This window comes from Escherichia sp. MOD1-EC5495, assembly GCF_002965965.1.
Classification (GTDB): domain Bacteria; phylum Pseudomonadota; class Gammaproteobacteria; order Enterobacterales; family Enterobacteriaceae; genus Escherichia; species Escherichia ruysiae.
Genome location: NZ_PTRI01000030.1, coordinates 1 through 17,481, shown reverse-complemented (window position 1 = coordinate 17,481; position 17,481 = coordinate 1). Strand labels below are relative to the sequence as shown.

Genomic DNA, 17,481 nt, shown 5'->3' with positions numbered 1-17,481 from the left:
TACCCGGCGTTAAATATTAATGACGGCGTTGCCAGACCCACAGCGCCGTTATTGCCAGCGCAAACAGCGCACCGAAGCCAATGCCAATGGGCACGACCGGAATCCCCACCATTACCGCCAGTGAATAAATCCCCAACATCAGCAACATGGCACTGTTTTCGCCCAGGTTCTGTACTGCAATCGCATTCCCCGCCCCGACGCTTTTTTTACCTCGTTCCTGGAGTAACGCATTCAATGGAACGACAAAAAAGCCGCCCAGCACGCCAATCAACATCAGCAAGGCATAGGCTGGCAGCAGCTCATGTTGCAGGGAGAAAATCAGCACCACCACGCCAATTAAAATCCCGGCGGGCATACAGCGTGAAACGGTTTCCAGCGTGACCAGCTTCGCTGCCGCGCCGGCACCAACCACGATGCCAATCGCCACCATGGCGTTGAGATAGGTCGGCGTAGCGTTATCGGTAATGCCCAGCGCCACTGGCACCCAAAGTACTAACAGGAAACGCAGCGTGACGCCTGCTCCCCAGAACAAACTGGTGCCTACCAGCGAAAAACGCGTTTCTCCATTGCGCCATAACGAGGTGCAGGCATTCAGGAAACTGCGGGTCATGTTGATGAGATTCCACGACTGCCCCGGACGCGCCGCCGCCAGTTTTGGAATGTAGATATTGGCGACGACCGCACCACCATAGGCCAGCGCACATGCTGCCAGAGCGACAAGAACATGCCAGTCTGCCAGTACACCACCGGCTACGGAACCGAGCAAAATCGCCGCTATGGTAGAAGCTTCCATTAAACCGTTAGCTTTTACTAACTTACTACCCGTGGTTAATTCGCCGAGAATGCCGTATTTCGCCGGTGAATACGCCGCAGCTCCCACGCCGACCAGCGTATAGCCGAGAAAGGGATTGATGCCAAAGCAGATACTGGCAGCACCCAGCAGCTTAAGACCGTTGGCAAACATCATCACCCGACCTTTGGCAAAGCTATCGGCCACCTGCCCGACAAACGGCGCAAAAAGAATGTAAGCACCTACAAACACCATTTGCAGGACGGGCTGACTCCACTCCGGATAGAACTGTGCTTTCAGTAACGCCAGAGTGGCAAACAGCAGCGCGTTATCGCCAAACGCAGAGAGAAACTGCGCGACGATAACCGCTTTCATCCCCTTCGACCACAGCGAAGTATTAGTGTGCACTGACTCACTCATCGTGTTGTTCCGCTTCGTCTACCCAGCTTTTCAACGTGACAAAGTCAGGTTTACCACTGCCCAGTAATGGCATCTGTTTCAGATAGCGAATGTCGCGCGGTACGGCAAGTTCCGGCACGCCGTGCTCGCGGGCATACTGTTGCAGTTTATCGCGCGCCAGTTCACTGTCCGTGGTGAAAAGCACCAGCGCCTCACCTTTGCTGGCATCGCTCTTAATCGCAGTGGCATGCATTTTGTCTGGTGAAACGCCAATAGCCAGTTGTTCCACCATTTCCAGCGACACCATTTCGCCTGCAATTTTGGCAAAGCGTTTCGCGCGTCCCTGAATCTGCACAAAGCCCTGCTCGTCGAAACGCACGATATCGCCCGTGTCATACCAGCCGCGCTCCATCTCGCCGCGAACATTCTCGGCGGTGGGCACTTCCAGCACGCCCGGCTTCTCTACCCGCAGGTAGCCGTTCATAATGTTCGGCCCTTTCAGTTGCAGGCGACCACCGTCTTCGATACCCGGAACCGCCAGCAGTCGCGCATCCATACCAGGCAAAATACGCCCTACCGTACCTGGTTTCGCCGCCATCGGTACGTTGATGGACACCACGGGCGCGCATTCCGTCACACCGTAACCTTCAAGAATGCGCAGGCCAAATTTATCCTGCCAAAGCTGTTTGGTGCTTTCTTGCAGTTTCTCTGCGCCTGCCACCACATAGCGTAGACGATAGAAATCATACGGGTTGGCAAAGCGCGCGTAGTGACCGAGGAAGGTCGAGGTGCCAAAGAGCACGGTACAACTGCGGTCGTACACCAGTTCCGGCACAATGCGGTAATGCAGCGGGCTTGGATAAAGGAATACTTCCGCCCCCGTCAGCAGTGGCGTAAACAGACCAACAGTCAGACCAAAAGAGTGGAACAGTGGCAATGCCGACATAAAGCGATCGTTGGTGGTGAAGTCGGCAATGGTTTTAATCTGCTCGACGTTCGCCAGAATGCTTTTATGGCTATGGACAACACCTTTCGGATGACCTTCAGAACCGGAGGTAAAGAGGATCAGCGCCTCTTCTTCTGGCTGCTGTTTTACCTGTGCGAGGCGCGGCACCAGCAGATGCGCGAAGATCCACACTTTGTCGGCAGTGGTGACATCCGCTTTTAAATCTTCCAGATAGACCCAACGTACCTGAGTTAGCTGTTCCGGCAGATGCCAGAGTTTGCCTTTATCGAGAAACTGGCGGGAAGTGAAGATGGTTTTGATTTCAGCCGCCGTAATGGCGCTGGTCAGCCCTTTTACCCCGGCGGTGTAGTTCATCATTGCGGGAATGCGACGACGTGCGATGGCTCCGAAAATCACTGCCGCACTGATGCCCGCATTGGGCAGCATTAAGCCGATGCGTTCCCCTTCAACACTGTATTTTTCAAGAATGCGCCCGACAAACAGCGTTTTGGTAAGTAATTTACGATAGGTGTCAGGGGTAAAATTGATATCTTCGACACACTTTTTACCCGCACCGAAGCGGTACATCGCACTCAAAAAGGATTCGTACAACGTTTCACGCGGGCGCACTGCCATACGCGCTTCCATCATAATTTGATGCAGCATTTCGCCAGCGATTTTGCGACGGTCACGGGCACGCGGCGCATCCGGCATCTGTACCTGCGTTGGTGGCAAAATATGCAGATGAATTTGCGGGAACAAGCGACGTTTAACCAGACCTTTCAGGCGGCTGAAGTGCGTAAGTTCCGCCCCTTCAATACGCACTGGAATGACTGTCGCACCTGACTTCGCAGCGACAAAACCCGCGCCATCGTAGATTTTCATCAGCGAGCCGGTTGTCGTGATTCGTCCTTCAGGGAAAATCACCACCGGTCGCCCCTGTTCCACCAGACGTACCAGATGTTTAATTGCCATAGGTTGCGTCGGGTCGAGGGGAACGAAGTCGATAAATGATTTCAGCCAACGCATATACCACTGCTGGCTGATGGAGGTGTAAACGGCAAAAACAGGGCGAACGGGTAAAAACAGTGCCAGCAATATGCCATCAATAAATGAGACGTGATTGGGCGTGATAAGAACGCGCTCGCCCTTCAGTGCCTGGGTGTCGCCTGTCACACGAACACGGTACAGGACACGGCACAAATTACGAAAAAAGCTAAAAAGCATTCCAACTCCCTTTGCTCATTCTTCAGTAAAAGCGAATGGTGCGAGATTACACCAGAAGGAGAACGCGAGCGACAGTAAAATGGGTGCGAAAAAAAACCTGCGCATCCGCGCAGGCTGGTGCAAGAGACAGGGTACGAAGAGCGTACCGAATAATCTCACCAATCAATACCTCTGGGATCTTGATTGTGGTCTGCACACAGACTGTTCGCCAGCGAGAAAACGCAAAGGAGTGAAGGGAAATGCAACCAGGTGTGTAAATTATCGGTTACTGTTACAGATTGATGACAGACAAAAAAAACCTGCGCATCTGCGCAGGTTGGTGTAATTCATGTGATCAACCCGAAGTTGACTTCACCTATCAATACCTCTGGGATCACCACTTTATCAATCTGAAGCCAAACGCCACCAGCGGTCAATCGCAACAGCGTTTCGCAAAGTGTAACCAAAGGTTTGCAATCTCTTTTTTTGTCTTACTTATTTGCGTTTCGCTCACATTCCCCGCGCTGAAAGTACCACACCCCTTGAACCAACGGACGTTTTCCGTAACACTGACAGAATGTAAGCGTTTACCCACAAAGGTATTTTCATGGCGACCATAAAGGATGTAGCCCGACTGGCAGGCGTTTCAGTCGCCACAGTTTCCCGCGTCATTAATAATTCTCCCAAAGCCAGCGAAGCTTCCCGGCTGGCTGTACATAGTGCAATGGAGTCTCTTAGCTATCACCCGAACGCCAACGCCCGGGCGCTGGCACAACAGGCCACCGAAACCGTTGGTTTGATTGTTGGCGATGTCTCCGATCCTTTTTTCGGCGCAATGGTGAAAGCGGTTGAACAGGTGGCTTATCACACGGGTAATTTTTTATTGATTGGTAATGGTTACCACAACGAGCAAAAAGAACGTCAGGCCATTGAGCAGTTGATCCGCCATCGCTGCGCCGCACTGGTCGTTCATGCCAAAATGATTCCCGATGCCGATTTGACAGCATTGATGAAACAAATGCCCGGCATGGTGCTGATCAACCGGATCCTTCCGGGGTTTGAGAATCGTTGCATCGCACTGGACGATCGTTATGGCGCCTGGCTGGCGACGCGTCATTTGATTCAACAAGGCCATACTCGCATTGGTTATCTCTGCTCTAACCACTCTATTTCTGACGCCGAAGATCGTCTGCAGGGTTATTACGATGCCCTTGCCGAAAGCGGTATTCCGGCCAATGATCGGCTGGTAACTTTTGGCGAACCGGATGAAAGCGGCGGCGAACAGGCAATGACTGAACTGCTGGGAAGGGGGCGAAATTTCACTGCCGTGGCCTGTTATAACGATTCAATGGCGGCAGGCGCGATGGGTGTACTCAATGATAATGGTATTGATGTACCGGGTGAGATTTCATTGATTGGCTTTGATGATGTGCTGGTATCGCGCTATGTGCGTCCGCGTTTGACGACAGTACGCTATCCAATTGTAACGATGGCGACTCAGGCTGCCGAACTGGCTTTGGCACTGGCGAACAATCACCCGCTTCCTGAAATTACCAACGTCTTTAGTCCAACGCTGGTACGTCGCCATTCAGTTTCAACACCGTCGCTGGAGGCAAGTCATAACGCCTCCAGCAACTAGCCGCAATTAAAGCAGCTCAAGCGCCAGTAATTCTTCAATGGTCTGGCGACGGCGAATCAACCGCGCCTGACCATTATCAAACAGAACTTCTGGCAGCAGTGGGCGACTATTGTAGTTTGATGACATTGACGCGCCATATGCGCCAGTATCATGCAGTACCAGATAATCCCCCGCCTTCACTTCCGGCAAAGCACGAGTTTCGACATTCCCCCCCTCCTGCTGGGTAAAAACATCCCCCGATTCACATAGCGGCCCGGCGACAACGGTTTCCACCGTTGGTGCGTGCTCAAGGGAATGACCATCAGCCGCCAGTGCGCTAATGTGATGGTAACTGCCGTACATTGCCGGGCGCATCAGATCGTTAAACCCGGCGTCAACCAGCACAAAGTGGCGGCTCCCCATCTGTTTGACGCTTCGCACCTGGGTAATCAACACACCAGACTGCGCCACCAGGAAGCGACCCGGTTCAATTTCCAGTTTCACAGGGTGACCCAGATGATGAGCGATCTGCTCACGTGCCGCATTCCACAGGCCATAATAATGCTCGGTATCAACCGCTTCTTCTCCATGCTGATAAGGAACTGAAAGCCCACCGCCAGCAGAAATCGCCTGTAAATCCTGACCAAAGTCGATAACCTGCCGCACCATCGCACCACACACCTGTTCCAGATGCGCATAGTCAACACCGGAACCAATGTGCATGTGAATGCCAACCAGCTGCAATTGATGCCGCTGTATCACTTCCAGTGCGGCGGGAAGATCGGTGTACCAGATACCGTGCTTGCTATTTTCGCCACCGGTATTGGTTTTTTGGCTATGCCCGTGACCAAATCCCGGATTAACGCGCAGCCATACCCGATGCCCTGGCGAAACCTGGCCTAGTTGGTCGAGCATATCGACAGAACCCGCATTCACCGGAATTTGCAATTCACTGACACGCTCGAGCGTAGCCTGGTCGATAACATCAGCGGTAAAAACAATATCATCGGGATGCGTTTGTGGATTGTATCCCGCCGCCAGCGCGCGCTCGATTTCGCCCAACGAGACGGAATCTACTTTCACGCCCTGCTCTCGCATTAAGCGCAAAATATGGATATTGGAGCAGGCTTTCTGCGCAAAGCGCACCACATCAAACTGCTTCAGAGCCGCAATCTGCCGACGAATAATTTGTGCATCGTAGACCCAAACCGGGCAACCGAATTCTGCAGGCAAGCGCAGCAGATTTTCGGCGGTGAGATCGGTATCGGTGCTGAACAGTGAATGTGGCATAACAAACTCCGAATAAGTGAGGCTGACGGCGAATAAAACATTGCCTGATGCACTTCGTTTATCAGGCCTACATGGCTCCTGCAATATATTGAATTTGCATGATCTTGTAGGCGCATCAACAAAGCGCACATTGTCAACAATCTGAATAAGTGCTTTTTTATGATTACGCCACATCATAAAAAGAATAAAAAATATCGATTTATGCCAGGTCTATGCAAAAATGATATGGATTACCGAAGAATGAGATTAAGCAGATGGCCGCCGTTAACTTACGTCATATTGAAATTTTTCATGCGGTGATGACCGCCGGAAGCCTGACTGAAGCGGCACAACTGCTACATACTTCACAACCCACTGTCAGCCGCGAACTGGCGCGCTTTGAAAAAGTGATTGGGCTGAAATTGTTTGAGCGCGTACGTGGACGATTACATCCTACCGTGCAAGGGCTGCGGCTGTTCGAAGAGGTGCAGCGATCCTGGTACGGCCTGGATCGCATTGTCAGTGCCGCAGAAAGTTTGCGCGAGTTTCGCCAGGGCGAACTGTCTATTGCCTGCCTGCCGGTCTTTTCGCAGTCTTTTTTGCCGCCACTGATGCAACCGTTTCTGGCTCGCTATCCTGAAGTCAGCTTAAACATAGTGCCGCAGGAATCGCCGCTACTTGAAGAGTGGCTCTCGGCCCAGCGCCATGATTTAGGCCTCACCGAGACGCTGCATACACCTGCGGGTACGGAACGTACTGAATTACTGTCTTTAGATGAAGTCTGTGTTTTACCGCAGGGGCATCCGCTGGCAGCAAAAGAGGTATTAACGCCGGAAGATTTTCAGGGTGAGAATTACATCAGCCTTTCCCGTACTGACAGCTATCGCCAGTTATTGGATCAACTATTTAATGAACATCAGGTTAAACGCCGCATGATTGTGGAGACCCACAGCGCCGCGTCAGTCTGCGCGATGGTACGGGCGGGGGCGGGAGTTTCCGTGGTTAACCCGCTCACCGCACTGGATTATGCGGCAAGCGGTTTAGTGGTGCGGCGATTTAGCATTGCAGTTCCGTTTACCGTTAGCCTGATTCGCCCCCTTCACCGCCCGTCATCAGCACTGGTGCAGGCATTTAGTGAGCACTTACAGGCAGGTTTACCGAATCTGGTTGCCTCACTTAACGCTATTTTGTAGCGAGTTACGACAGCATAAAGGCGACGGCATCCTCGGCATGAAGAGCGGTGGTATCGAACACGGGCAGGACACTGCGCTCCTCTGGCACCAGTAAACCAATTTCAGTACAACCGAAAATCACGCCCTGCGCCCCCTGTTCTGCGAGACGAGTAATGACTTGTGCATAATAAGCGCGTGACGTTTCGGTAAATTGCCCCAGACACAGCTCTTCAAAAATAATCTGATTAATTTTCGCCCGCTCATCCGCTTCAGGCACCAGACAATCGATAGAAAATTGCTCTGCCAGCCGTCCACGATAAAAATCCTGTTCCATGGTGTAGCGCGTTCCCAGCAGCGCCACGCGCGTCATTCCAGCACGGGTGATGGCACGCCCGGTGGCATCCGCAATATGTAAGAAAGGCAGTGAGCAACGAGACTCGATGACATCTGCTACTTTGTGCATCGTATTGGTACATAACACAATGCCTTCTGCTCCTGCCCGTTGTAATCCAAGCGCCGCACTGGCAAGAATCTCTCCTGTGTTGTCCCACTCACCGCGACGTTGGCACTCTTCTATTTCATGAAAATCGACGCTATGTAGCAGCACTTGCGCAGAGTGAAGCCCGCCAAGTCGCTGTTTAATGCCTTCATTTATCAGGCGATAGTAAGGAATAGTGGATTCCCAGCTCATTCCTCCCAGCAAACCAATTGTTTTCATTCCTCTCTCCTGGTGTGAGTTACCGCAACAGGGCTGATTAAGGAACGAGACAAACGCCTCAACGGCCTGGTGCCAGATCTCTATTAGCGAAAAAAAGGCCGGATGTACAGCACATCCGGCCTGTGAAATCAGACACCGATATTTCTCAATTTCTCACCAGCCATCAGTCTACGTTCGATATGTTCCAGCGTGACATTCTTGGTTTCCGGAATAAGCCAGAAGGTGATGCCAACAAACGCAATGTTCAGCGCAGTGTAGAGCCAGAACGTACCTGCCGCACCAATGCTATCGAGCAGAGTCAGGAAGGTCGCGCCAATAATCATGTTCGACACCCAGTTTGTGGTGGTCGAGCAGGTAATACCAAAATCGCGGCATTTCAGCGGCTGAATTTCGGAGCACAGGATCCATACCACTGGCGCGGCGCTCATCGCATAACCGGCAATGCACATCATTGTCATGCCAACAGAGAGCCAGGACAAACCACTGGAAGCCGTACCATTATCAAACTGCATCAGGCAATAGCCCAACACCAGAGTTCCCAATGCCATCACGCTAAAACCAATTTTCAGTGCCGGTTTACGCCCCGCTTTATCTACTGTAAAGACAGCAATAAAGGTGGCGAACATAAATGTCAGCCCCACGACCAAAGTCGCAATCATCTGTTGTTCTGTGGTCGTAAAGCCCGCCATTTTGAAGATGCGAGGCGCGTAGTACATGATGATGTTCATACCGGTAAATTGCTGCATCGCCTGCAACAACATACCGAGAAACACTGCTCGACGGACATTACGGTTGATCTTAAACAGCGCCCAACCGCCCTGTTTTAATTTCAGGCTTTCACGAATTTCGTTGAGTTCGTCTCGCGCTTTTTCCGACGTATCGCGCAGCATACGCAGCACTTCTTCCGCCTCAATATGACGCCCCTTCTCCGCCAGCCAGCGCGGGCTATTCGGCAGGAAGACCACCAGAATAATCAACACAACTGCCGGTAAGGCAAGAACACCTAACATTGCGCGCCAGTTACCGCTATAGCTGAATGCTGTGTCGGATAAAAACGCCAGAACGATGCCAAGCGTGACCATTAACTGGTACATACTGATCATCTTGCCACGTACTTTTTCACTCGCCATTTCAGAGAGATACAGTGGCGCAGTGTAAGAGGCAATCCCCACCGCAATCCCCAGAACCACACGGGTCGCGATTAACATTTCGACACTGGTGGCAAACGCTGATCCTATTGAGCCCAATACGAACAGCACAGCACCAGCCATCAGGCTGTATTTACGTCCCAGACGGAATGACAGCCAGCCGTTAAATAGCGCACCGATTGCTGCGCCAAGCATCATGCTACTGACGACCCATTCCTGCAAACGACTGGTCAGCACAAAGTGATCGGTGATAAACGGTAATGCACCTGCGATAACCCCGATATCAAGACCGAATAACAATCCCGCGACCGCAGCAGCTACCGAAACAAACATATTCATACGCCGCGTATCACGCAGAGGGCGCGGCGTTAAAGCAGATTCCGTATTGATAGTAACCATTTTTTCCTGCCAGCACAGAGTAAGACATAGTGAAAAAATACGTGAACAATTAACTCAGGTGTCAGGTCGGAAATAGCATAAATATGGATTAAATTGCTGCCACATGCAGTTATGTGATGGACATTACACTTTTAAAATTAAGTGAAATTAATGACATTATAATTAACCAACTAATTTTAAAGTAGATAAAACCAATAAAACTCATCAATTGATAATTGATATGGATTATTTAATAGCCGTGATATGGATTATGTTGATTATCAGAAATAAAAAACCCTGCCAATGTGACAGGGTCATAAATGTAAGCTAAATGAATTAACGTGCTAACCAGCCCCCATCCACGGCAATGGTGTAGCCATTAACATAGTCAGAAGCACTGGATGCCAGAAACACCACCGGCCCCATCAAATCGCTCGGCAACCCCCAACGCCCCGCAGGAATACGATCCAGAATTTCCGCACTACGCTGTTCATCAGCCCGCAGTTGCTGAGTATTGTTGGTCGCCATGTAACCCGGAGCAATCGCGTTAACGTTGATGTTGTGTTTTGCCCATTCGTTCGCCATCAGGCGCGTCACACCCATTACGCCGCTTTTTGATGCGGTATATGAGGGCACGCGGATCCCGCCCTGGAATGAAAGCATTGACGCGATATTAATAATCTTGCCGCCATTGCCCTGCGCGATAAAGTGCTTCGCCGCCGCCTGGGACATGAAAAACACGCTCTTGATGTTCAGATTCATCACATCGTCCCAGTCTTTTTCGCTGAAATCGAGAGCATCTTCGCGGCGAATCAAACCGGCGTTATTCACCAGGATATCAATATGACCAAATTCTGCCACTGCACGATCCAGCAGTGCTGGAATACCATCAATCTTACGCAGATCGGCGGTCAGGCTTAAAAAACGACGCCCCAGCGCAGTGACCTGTTCAATGGTCTCTGTTGGCTCAACAATGTTGATGCCAACAATGTCACAGCCCGCTTGCGCCAGACCCAACGCCATTCCCTGCCCCAGCCCAGTGTCACAACCGGTGACAACTGCAACTTTACCTTCAAGAGAAAATGCATTTAAAATCATGAGAATACCTTATTCATATATATCCGCGACTAGCGCAGATCTTTAATGGCAACGTGGTCCATATCATCAAAGACCTGGTTTTCACCGACCATGCCCCAGATAAAGGTATAAGCCCTGGTTCCTACACCTGAATGGATAGACCAGCTTGGGGAAATCACCGCCTGTTCGTTATGCATCACAATGTGACGCGTTTCTTGCGGTTGCCCCATCATGTGGAAAACGCAGGCGTCATCGTCCATGTTGAAATAGAAGTAAACTTCCATCCGGCGCTCGTGGGTGTGGCACGGCATGGTATTCCACAGGTTTCCCGGTGCCAGTTCCGTTAGCCCCATACTCAACTGGCAGGTTTCCAGCACATCCGGCACAAAGTATTTGTTAATCGTGCGGCGGTTACTGGTGAGATTATCGCCCAGCGTAACCGGAGACACTTCAGACGGCGTGACTTTTTTGGTGGGATACGTCGTGTGAGCAGGTGCGCAGTTGTAATAAAACTTCGCCGGAGTGGCGCTATCAATGCTGGCAAAAACAACTTCTTTTGCACCTTTACCAACATAGAGGGCGTCGCGGTGACCGATTTCATAACATTGGCCATCGACGGTAATCGTACCGGTTCCGCCAATATTGATAACGCCCAGCTCACGACGCTCAAGAAAGTAGCTCACGCCCAGTTGTTTTCCTACTTCCCCGCCAACGGAAACCGTTTTTGCTACCGGCATAATGCCGCCAACAATAATACGGTCAATGTGGCTGTAAACCATGGTGTACTCATCCGCGACGAATACCTTTTCAACCAAAAATTCATTGCGCAGCCCTTGGGTATCCAGCGTTTTCGCGTGCGCACTGTGGATGCTCTGTCTTACGTCCACATCAACCTCCGATAATCATTGAAGTGTGAAATTAGAACGATTATGAAACATCGTTTCGTTTTTCTATTGAAGGATGATAAGCCCGTGATGTGCTCTTTTCAATTAAAAATAAAACATTGTTTCATTTTTAAGAAGGCGATTGTGAAAAGTGTAGTGTCGATCACGAATAAGCCGGGGAAAGGAAAAAGTCAGGTTCTATATGGGATATGCATAGACGTGCCAGCCATCATTATAAAGCAGCTTGATGGCGGTAGAGGTTTAACTGATAAGGAAGAAATACAGATCTAATCGTCACGCTCAATAGTTAACGCCACCCCCTGACCACCACCAATACAGAGTGTAGCCAATCCTTTACGAGCGTTGCGTTTCACCATTTCATGAACCAAAGAAACCAAAATGCGGCAACCAGAGGCGCCAATCGGATGACCCAATGCAATCGCGCCGCCATTGACATTGACCCGGCGTTCATCCCATTCAAGCATCTTGCCAACAGAAAGCGCCTGCGCGGCAAATGCTTCATTAGCCTCAATAAGATCAACATCAGCCAGCTGCCAGCCTACACGCTCCAGGCAACGGCGAGTCGCATACACAGGAGCAATACCCATCAGTGCAGGATCAACACCAACGCTGGCAAAGGCGCGAATACGTGCCAGCACGGGTAAATTCAACGCATGTGCTTTGGCTTCGCTCATCATCATTACCGCAGCTGCGCCATCATTGATGGATGAGGCATTTCCTGCGGTAACAGAACCGTGACTATCAAATGACGGATTTAAACTAGCCAGCCCTTCGGCACTGGCATCAGTACGCGGCTGCTCATCGGTATCAACAATCAGTAACTGCCCGTTACTTTGCGTTCTGACCGGGACGATCTCATCTTTGAATCGTCCGGCATCAATGGCCGCTCGCGCTTTCTGTTGTGAGCTAAGTGCGTAGGCATCTTGTAACTGACGACTGATACCATATTCGCGCGCCAGATTTTCGGCAGTGACACCAATATGGTAATCATTGAATGCATCCCACAAGCCATCATGCACCAGGCTATCAACCAATTGGCTATCGCCAAGCTGTGCTCCGGTGCGGCTATCAGTCAAAACATGTGGCGCACGACTCATATTTTCCTGACCACCGGCAATAACAATATCAGCCTCGCCACACTGGATCGCCTGAGTAGCAAGATGCAAAGCTTTTAGCCCGGAACCACAAACATCATTAATGGTTATTGCCGAAACGCTGTTGGGAAGACCACCTTTAATGGCAGATTGCCGTGCTGGATTCTGCCCTGCCCCGGCAGTCAGAACCTGTCCAAGAATCACTTCATCCACCGCATGTGCAGCAACGCCGGTGCGCTCTAATAATGCTTTCACGACCAGACTGCCTAATTCTACCGCAGAATGACCAGCCAACGCGCCACGAAAGCAGCCGATAGGTGTTCGTAACGCACCGACAATCACAACATCTTTCATCACAACCTCGCACCAATTAACAGCGCAATAGTAAATGATTGTTAATTTCAATTATCCAAAATGTTTAAAAAAAGTGATTTTTATCACAAAGGAAATTTACCGTAAGAAGGGGCGATGATATCTGACTGGCACGCAAGGTTTGCATCTACTAACACACCAATCCAGAGGTTGATATAGCGTTAATCTCCCATGTCCGGCCTGGTTTATGGTAAATTGCCCTCCATTTTGTTTAATTTGTAGATGATACGTTCAAATAATGTCTAAAATTTGGTCAAAAGAAGAAACTCTCTGGAGCTTCGCACTCTACGGCACAGCCGTTGGCGCAGGCACGCTCTTCCTTCCTATTCAATTAGGTTCAGCAGGAGCGGTGGTCCTGTTTATTACTGCACTGGTCGCCTGGCCTTTAACATATTGGCCACATAAGGCCTTGTGCCAGTTCATCCTTTCTTCAAAAACATCGGCAGGCGAAGGGATCACTGGCGCGGTAACTCACTACTATGGCAAGAAGATCGGTAATCTGATTACCACTCTGTACTTCATTGCCTTTTTTGTCGTTGTACTGATATACGCAGTGGCAATCACCAACTCACTCACTGAACAGCTGGCGAAGCATATGGTCATTGATCTACGCATCCGTATGCTGGTGAGTCTTGGCGTTGTGTTAATCCTGAATCTTATTTTTCTGATGGGGCGTCATGCCACAATTCGGGTAATGGGATTTTTGGTTTTCCCGCTGATTGCTTACTTCTTATTTCTTTCCATCTACCTGGTCGGTAGCTGGCAGCCTTCTTTATTAACAACCCAGGTAGAGTTCAATCAGAATACCCTTCACCAGATATGGATATCGATTCCCGTGATGGTTTTCGCCTTTAGCCATACTCCGATTATTTCTACGTTTGCCATCGACAGACGAGAAAAATACGGCGAACACGCTATGGATAAATGCAAAAAAATTATGAAGGTCGCTTATCTCATCATCTGTGTGAGCGTGCTGTTCTTCGTGTTTAGCTGCCTGTTATCAATTCCACCTTCATATATTGAGGCAGCCAAAGAGGAAGGCGTCACCATTTTATCGGCACTGTCTATGCTGCCAAATTCCCCTGCATGGTTGTCAATTTCCGGGATTATAGTCGCGGTAGTTGCAATGTCTAAATCATTTTTAGGCACCTACTTTGGCGTTATTGAAGGTGCGACGGAATTAGTCAAAACCACGTTACAGCAGGCGGGCGTTAAAAAAAGCCGTGCATTTAACCGCGCGCTGTCAATTATGTTGGTATCACTGATTACTTTCATCGTTTGCTGCATCAACCCTAACGCAATTTCGATGATTTACGCGATCAGTGGTCCGCTCATTGCCATGATTCTTTTTATCATGCCAACACTGTCTACGTATCTCATTCCAGCCCTTAAACCCTGGCGCTCCATCGGAAATCTAATTACGTTGATCGTGGGTATCCTGTGCGTGTCGGTAATGTTCTTTAGTTAATCGCTGATGAGAATGGTTCAAAATAGTCATTATTTTGAACCATTCCAGTTCTTACAATGCCTCTCCACCATTAATCACCCTCCTGACTATCTATAGCATAAACAAACAATATCAAGCTGTTATCCTCAGTAAAAATCTGAACATCTTAAATAAGACTATTTAAGATGCGTCACTTAGATTTACACGATATCGTCTGGTTATTCGAAAACAATTTGCAGTATAGATATTCCTAATGCATTAAGCATTTATCTGATTTGCGATAAGCCAAACATGGTTAAATGAGTGAAATCAAGCCATATTTAAAACTTAATGATGCATTCTTAAATATCTTATTGAGAATAATATCAAATACAGATTAAACGCAAATTCCAATTAAAAGCTTATTAAATCAGGGTGTATTGACATCATCAATAACCAATGAAATTATGCGATTATCTATGAATAGGGAGGTTATTAACATGAGACTTTGTAGTAGATATAAAAGTCTTACATGCAATAGTTGCTCAATGCATTGCCAAATAATGCCAGAAAAGTCACCGCGCTTGCAGTATTGTGCAAACGCCTGTTTTTGTATGTGGCCCGAAGATAGTTCGTATTTTAATCGTGGCGTGGTTGAAGGCATATTAAGTAAAAATCACAATGCTCGATTAAGCGGATACATTTTTGTGGATTTTTCAGTAAGTTTTTTACGTCTTTTCCTGGATAAAGACTGGATTGAGTATCTTGCAAGTACGGAAATGGGAATTGTGTTGATAAGCGACAGGAATATGCAATCTCTTGCTAATTACTGGAGAAAACACAACCCCGCAATATCAGCCATTATATATAATGATGATGGACTGGATGTTGCTAACGAGAAGATCAGGCAGTTGTTTATTGGTCGTTACCTGTCATTTACCAGAGGCAATACGTTGACTCAAATGGAGTTCACCATAATGGGGCATATGGTCTCTGGCTATAATCCATATCAGATTGCAGACACTCTCGACATGGATATCCGTAGCATCTACGCCTACAAGCAAAGAATTGAAAAAAGGATGGGTGGTAAAATAAACGAATTATTTATACGCTCAAACTCAGTTCAGCATTGAAGCGTAACTATCGGCAATAATAATTATTGTATATACGGGCATTTATAATGATGCCCGTGTTTTATACGATGAGCTTCAAGTCCGCTTGTTAATTTTTAGTTTAATCATGTGAATTTTGTGTGCTATTCAAAAATTCATGAGAGAAAAAACCATAAAAGTAGACGTTATAACCGTTAAATTTGTTAACACACATGGTTATTTAAGTTGCATTAATATATTGCAATTATAATTGTCATAATGAATATAAAATTAATATATATTTATTAGATGAATACTAATATACTTACCAAACTATCTCATTTGAATTTTCTTGATGCTGTGTTTTATTGACCTATGTACTGGATTATTAACAATAATATTGAGTTCTGGCCGGAACACAAGAAATTAATTTCGGTACATGACGCCGAGTTGAACGTTGTTCTGACAACGCCCGCAAGCAGGTGTTTATCGTTGCTACTCGAAGCTTTTCCAGATGTGGTCGCCCAGCAGGACTTTTTCTCCAGAGTCTGGGAAGAAGAAGGTATGCGTGTACCGGTCAACACGTTATACCAAAACATATCGATTATCAGGCGTGGGTTTCGCGCGGTTGGTGATACGACCCATTCGCTTATTGCAACCGTGCCGAGAAAAGGGTTCAAACTCAATAACGATATCAACATAGAAAATCATACCCCCCTCTCTGCAATAGATGTTCAAAAGCACAACTCTCCCCTCAGTTTGAACGTTACAGATGAGGTTAAAGAGATAAATGCTGCTCCAGATAATCATGTCAGGAACATACTCCGGCACTCTAAATTTTATTTACTCATGTTAAGTGCATTTGGTGTGGGTTTGCTTACCGCATTTTTACTATGGAATAATAATCAACCCAAACCATTCTTTAGAGATTACAGGACTGTTGCAGAAATAAATGGTTGTCATTTTAATGTAACAGAAGATAGCATTAATGGCCTGAAAGATTTTGATAAATATAAAAAGCATATATTAGCGTCAGGAATTGACTGCAAAAAATATCCATGGCTATATTTCCCTCTTGCCAGATCGTTTCCGGGCTTGATTGTTATGGCCTGCAAAAAAAGCTATATAAATAACGAAGTTGCAGGTTGTTTAACTTTGTCTTATCGTGGGATTAATCGTGACTCGTTATAAAAAAGCCCTGATACTTATTTTATGTTTTATTAGCGGATTTGTTCTTTTTATTACCTATCATTATTCTAAACAGCAAATCGCATACAATGAAAAATGTACAGCTAACTGGGTTATTTTTAATGACCAGGGACAAGCCAATCTTACTCTTGACTTTATGTATAATAAAAACAAAAAGACAGGTATAGTTGCACTCAGCGGTACATGGAAACAAAACACAAAGGCTTATAAAGCAATTCGACGTGATATTGAATATACATGGACTGAAAATTATAATACGTTGCATCTCACCTCCAACAAAATAAATAAGTTCGATATTATTGATCAAGTTGAAGATAATAAACTCGCACTACTCCTTCCTGACTTCTATGTCTTTTCAGGAAAAATGATAAGCTATAATATACAAACACAGGGTAATCGCGGTTTTCTTTTTAACATTAGTAACAGAGCGATTATGTACTGTGCAAGGTAACCCTGACACGGTCGAAATAAAAATATTAAAAATAACACATGCAATATTTCTATAATTTTTTATAACCATACATATCTATATAGCAACCTTCCACTCCCTAAAAACATCAGCAATATATTCCCCTTCTCTCAGTATGACACTCACTCTTCAAATTAACTGGATTTGCCCCTATATTTCCAGACACCTGTTATCACTTAACCCATTACTGGCCT

The 17,481-nt window shown here is 47.7% G+C and carries 14 protein-coding genes; 6 read left to right on the top strand and 8 right to left on the bottom strand.

Annotation, left to right across the window (positions count from 1 at the left end):
- Positions 1–16: 16 nt before the first annotated feature.
- Both lplT and aas read right to left on the bottom strand, forming a co-directional pair.
- Positions 17–1,210: a lysophospholipid transporter LplT gene (gene lplT / locus BEG40_RS19535; protein ID WP_000004643.1), complete on the bottom strand. Its 1,194-nt coding sequence runs from the start codon at positions 1,208–1,210 to the stop codon at positions 17–19.
- Positions 1,203–3,362, bottom strand: coding sequence for a bifunctional acyl-ACP--phospholipid O-acyltransferase/long-chain-fatty-acid--ACP ligase (aas, locus tag BEG40_RS19530; RefSeq protein ID WP_000899033.1), 2,160 nt, complete (start codon positions 3,360–3,362; stop codon positions 1,203–1,205). The genes lplT and aas overlap by 8 nt, the downstream gene beginning before the upstream one ends.
- A 586-nt stretch (positions 3,363–3,948) precedes the next feature.
- Between aas and galR the strand changes: the two genes are divergently transcribed.
- Positions 3,949–4,980: an HTH-type transcriptional regulator GalR gene (gene galR / locus BEG40_RS19525; protein WP_000201036.1), complete on the top strand. Its 1,032-nt coding sequence runs from the start codon at positions 3,949–3,951 to the stop codon at positions 4,978–4,980.
- 6 nt (positions 4,981–4,986) lie between these two features.
- Here the strand turns inward: galR and lysA are convergent, their stop codons facing one another.
- Positions 4,987–6,249 carry a diaminopimelate decarboxylase gene (gene lysA, locus BEG40_RS19520; protein ID WP_105285982.1) on the bottom strand — a complete coding sequence of 421 codons (1,263 nt, stop codon included), beginning with the start codon at positions 6,247–6,249 and terminating at the stop codon, positions 4,987–4,989.
- Positions 6,250–6,503: 254 nt separating this feature from the next.
- On the opposite strand from lysA, the gene lysR reads away from it, so the two are divergent.
- Positions 6,504–7,421: a DNA-binding transcriptional regulator LysR gene (gene lysR / locus BEG40_RS19515; protein WP_000741843.1), complete on the top strand. Its 918-nt coding sequence runs from the start codon at positions 6,504–6,506 to the stop codon at positions 7,419–7,421.
- Positions 7,422–7,425: 4 nt separating this feature from the next.
- Here the strand turns inward: lysR and BEG40_RS19510 are convergent, their stop codons facing one another.
- The 5 genes from BEG40_RS19510 to BEG40_RS19485 form a co-directional block, all read right to left on the bottom strand.
- Positions 7,426–8,118, bottom strand: coding sequence for an aspartate/glutamate racemase (locus BEG40_RS19510; RefSeq protein ID WP_105285981.1), 693 nt, complete (start codon positions 8,116–8,118; stop codon positions 7,426–7,428).
- Between the two features lie 128 nt (positions 8,119–8,246).
- Entirely contained in the window at positions 8,247–9,665 is a 1,419-nt protein-coding gene (gene araE / locus BEG40_RS19505; RefSeq protein ID WP_105285980.1) for an arabinose-proton symporter AraE, read from the bottom strand.
- Between the two features lie 315 nt (positions 9,666–9,980).
- The gene (gene kduD, locus BEG40_RS19500) at positions 9,981–10,742 is read right to left on the bottom strand and encodes a 2-dehydro-3-deoxy-D-gluconate 5-dehydrogenase KduD (protein ID WP_000602499.1); all 762 of its coding nucleotides are present in this window, start codon (positions 10,740–10,742) and stop codon (positions 9,981–9,983) included.
- Positions 10,743–10,771: 29 nt separating this feature from the next.
- A complete protein-coding gene (gene kduI / locus BEG40_RS19495; protein WP_000383242.1) occupies positions 10,772–11,608 on the bottom strand; it encodes a 5-dehydro-4-deoxy-D-glucuronate isomerase in 837 nt (278 codons plus the stop codon).
- Between the two features lie 284 nt (positions 11,609–11,892).
- Complete coding sequence (locus BEG40_RS19485) at positions 11,893–13,074, bottom strand: acetyl-CoA C-acetyltransferase (protein WP_000656049.1); 1,182 nt, start codon at positions 13,072–13,074, stop codon at positions 11,893–11,895.
- A gap of 256 nt (positions 13,075–13,330) precedes the next feature.
- Between BEG40_RS19485 and BEG40_RS19480 the strand changes: the two genes are divergently transcribed.
- The 4 genes from BEG40_RS19480 (at position 13,331) to BEG40_RS19465 (ending at position 17,269) form a co-directional block, all read left to right on the top strand.
- Positions 13,331–14,560 (top strand): amino acid permease, encoded by a 1,230-nt coding sequence (locus BEG40_RS19480; protein ID WP_000036850.1) that lies wholly within the window; start codon positions 13,331–13,333, stop codon positions 14,558–14,560.
- Between the two features lie 458 nt (positions 14,561–15,018).
- A complete protein-coding gene (locus BEG40_RS19475) occupies positions 15,019–15,651 on the top strand; it encodes a helix-turn-helix transcriptional regulator (protein WP_010354900.1) in 633 nt (210 codons plus the stop codon).
- A gap of 333 nt (positions 15,652–15,984) precedes the next feature.
- Complete coding sequence (locus BEG40_RS19470) at positions 15,985–16,800, top strand: winged helix-turn-helix domain-containing protein (protein WP_105285979.1); 816 nt, start codon at positions 15,985–15,987, stop codon at positions 16,798–16,800.
- Complete coding sequence (locus BEG40_RS19465; protein WP_000199214.1) at positions 16,787–17,269, top strand: YqeJ family protein; 483 nt, start codon at positions 16,787–16,789, stop codon at positions 17,267–17,269. Before BEG40_RS19470 ends, BEG40_RS19465 begins: the two co-directional genes overlap by 14 nt.
- The last annotated feature ends 212 nt before the right edge of the window (positions 17,270–17,481 follow it).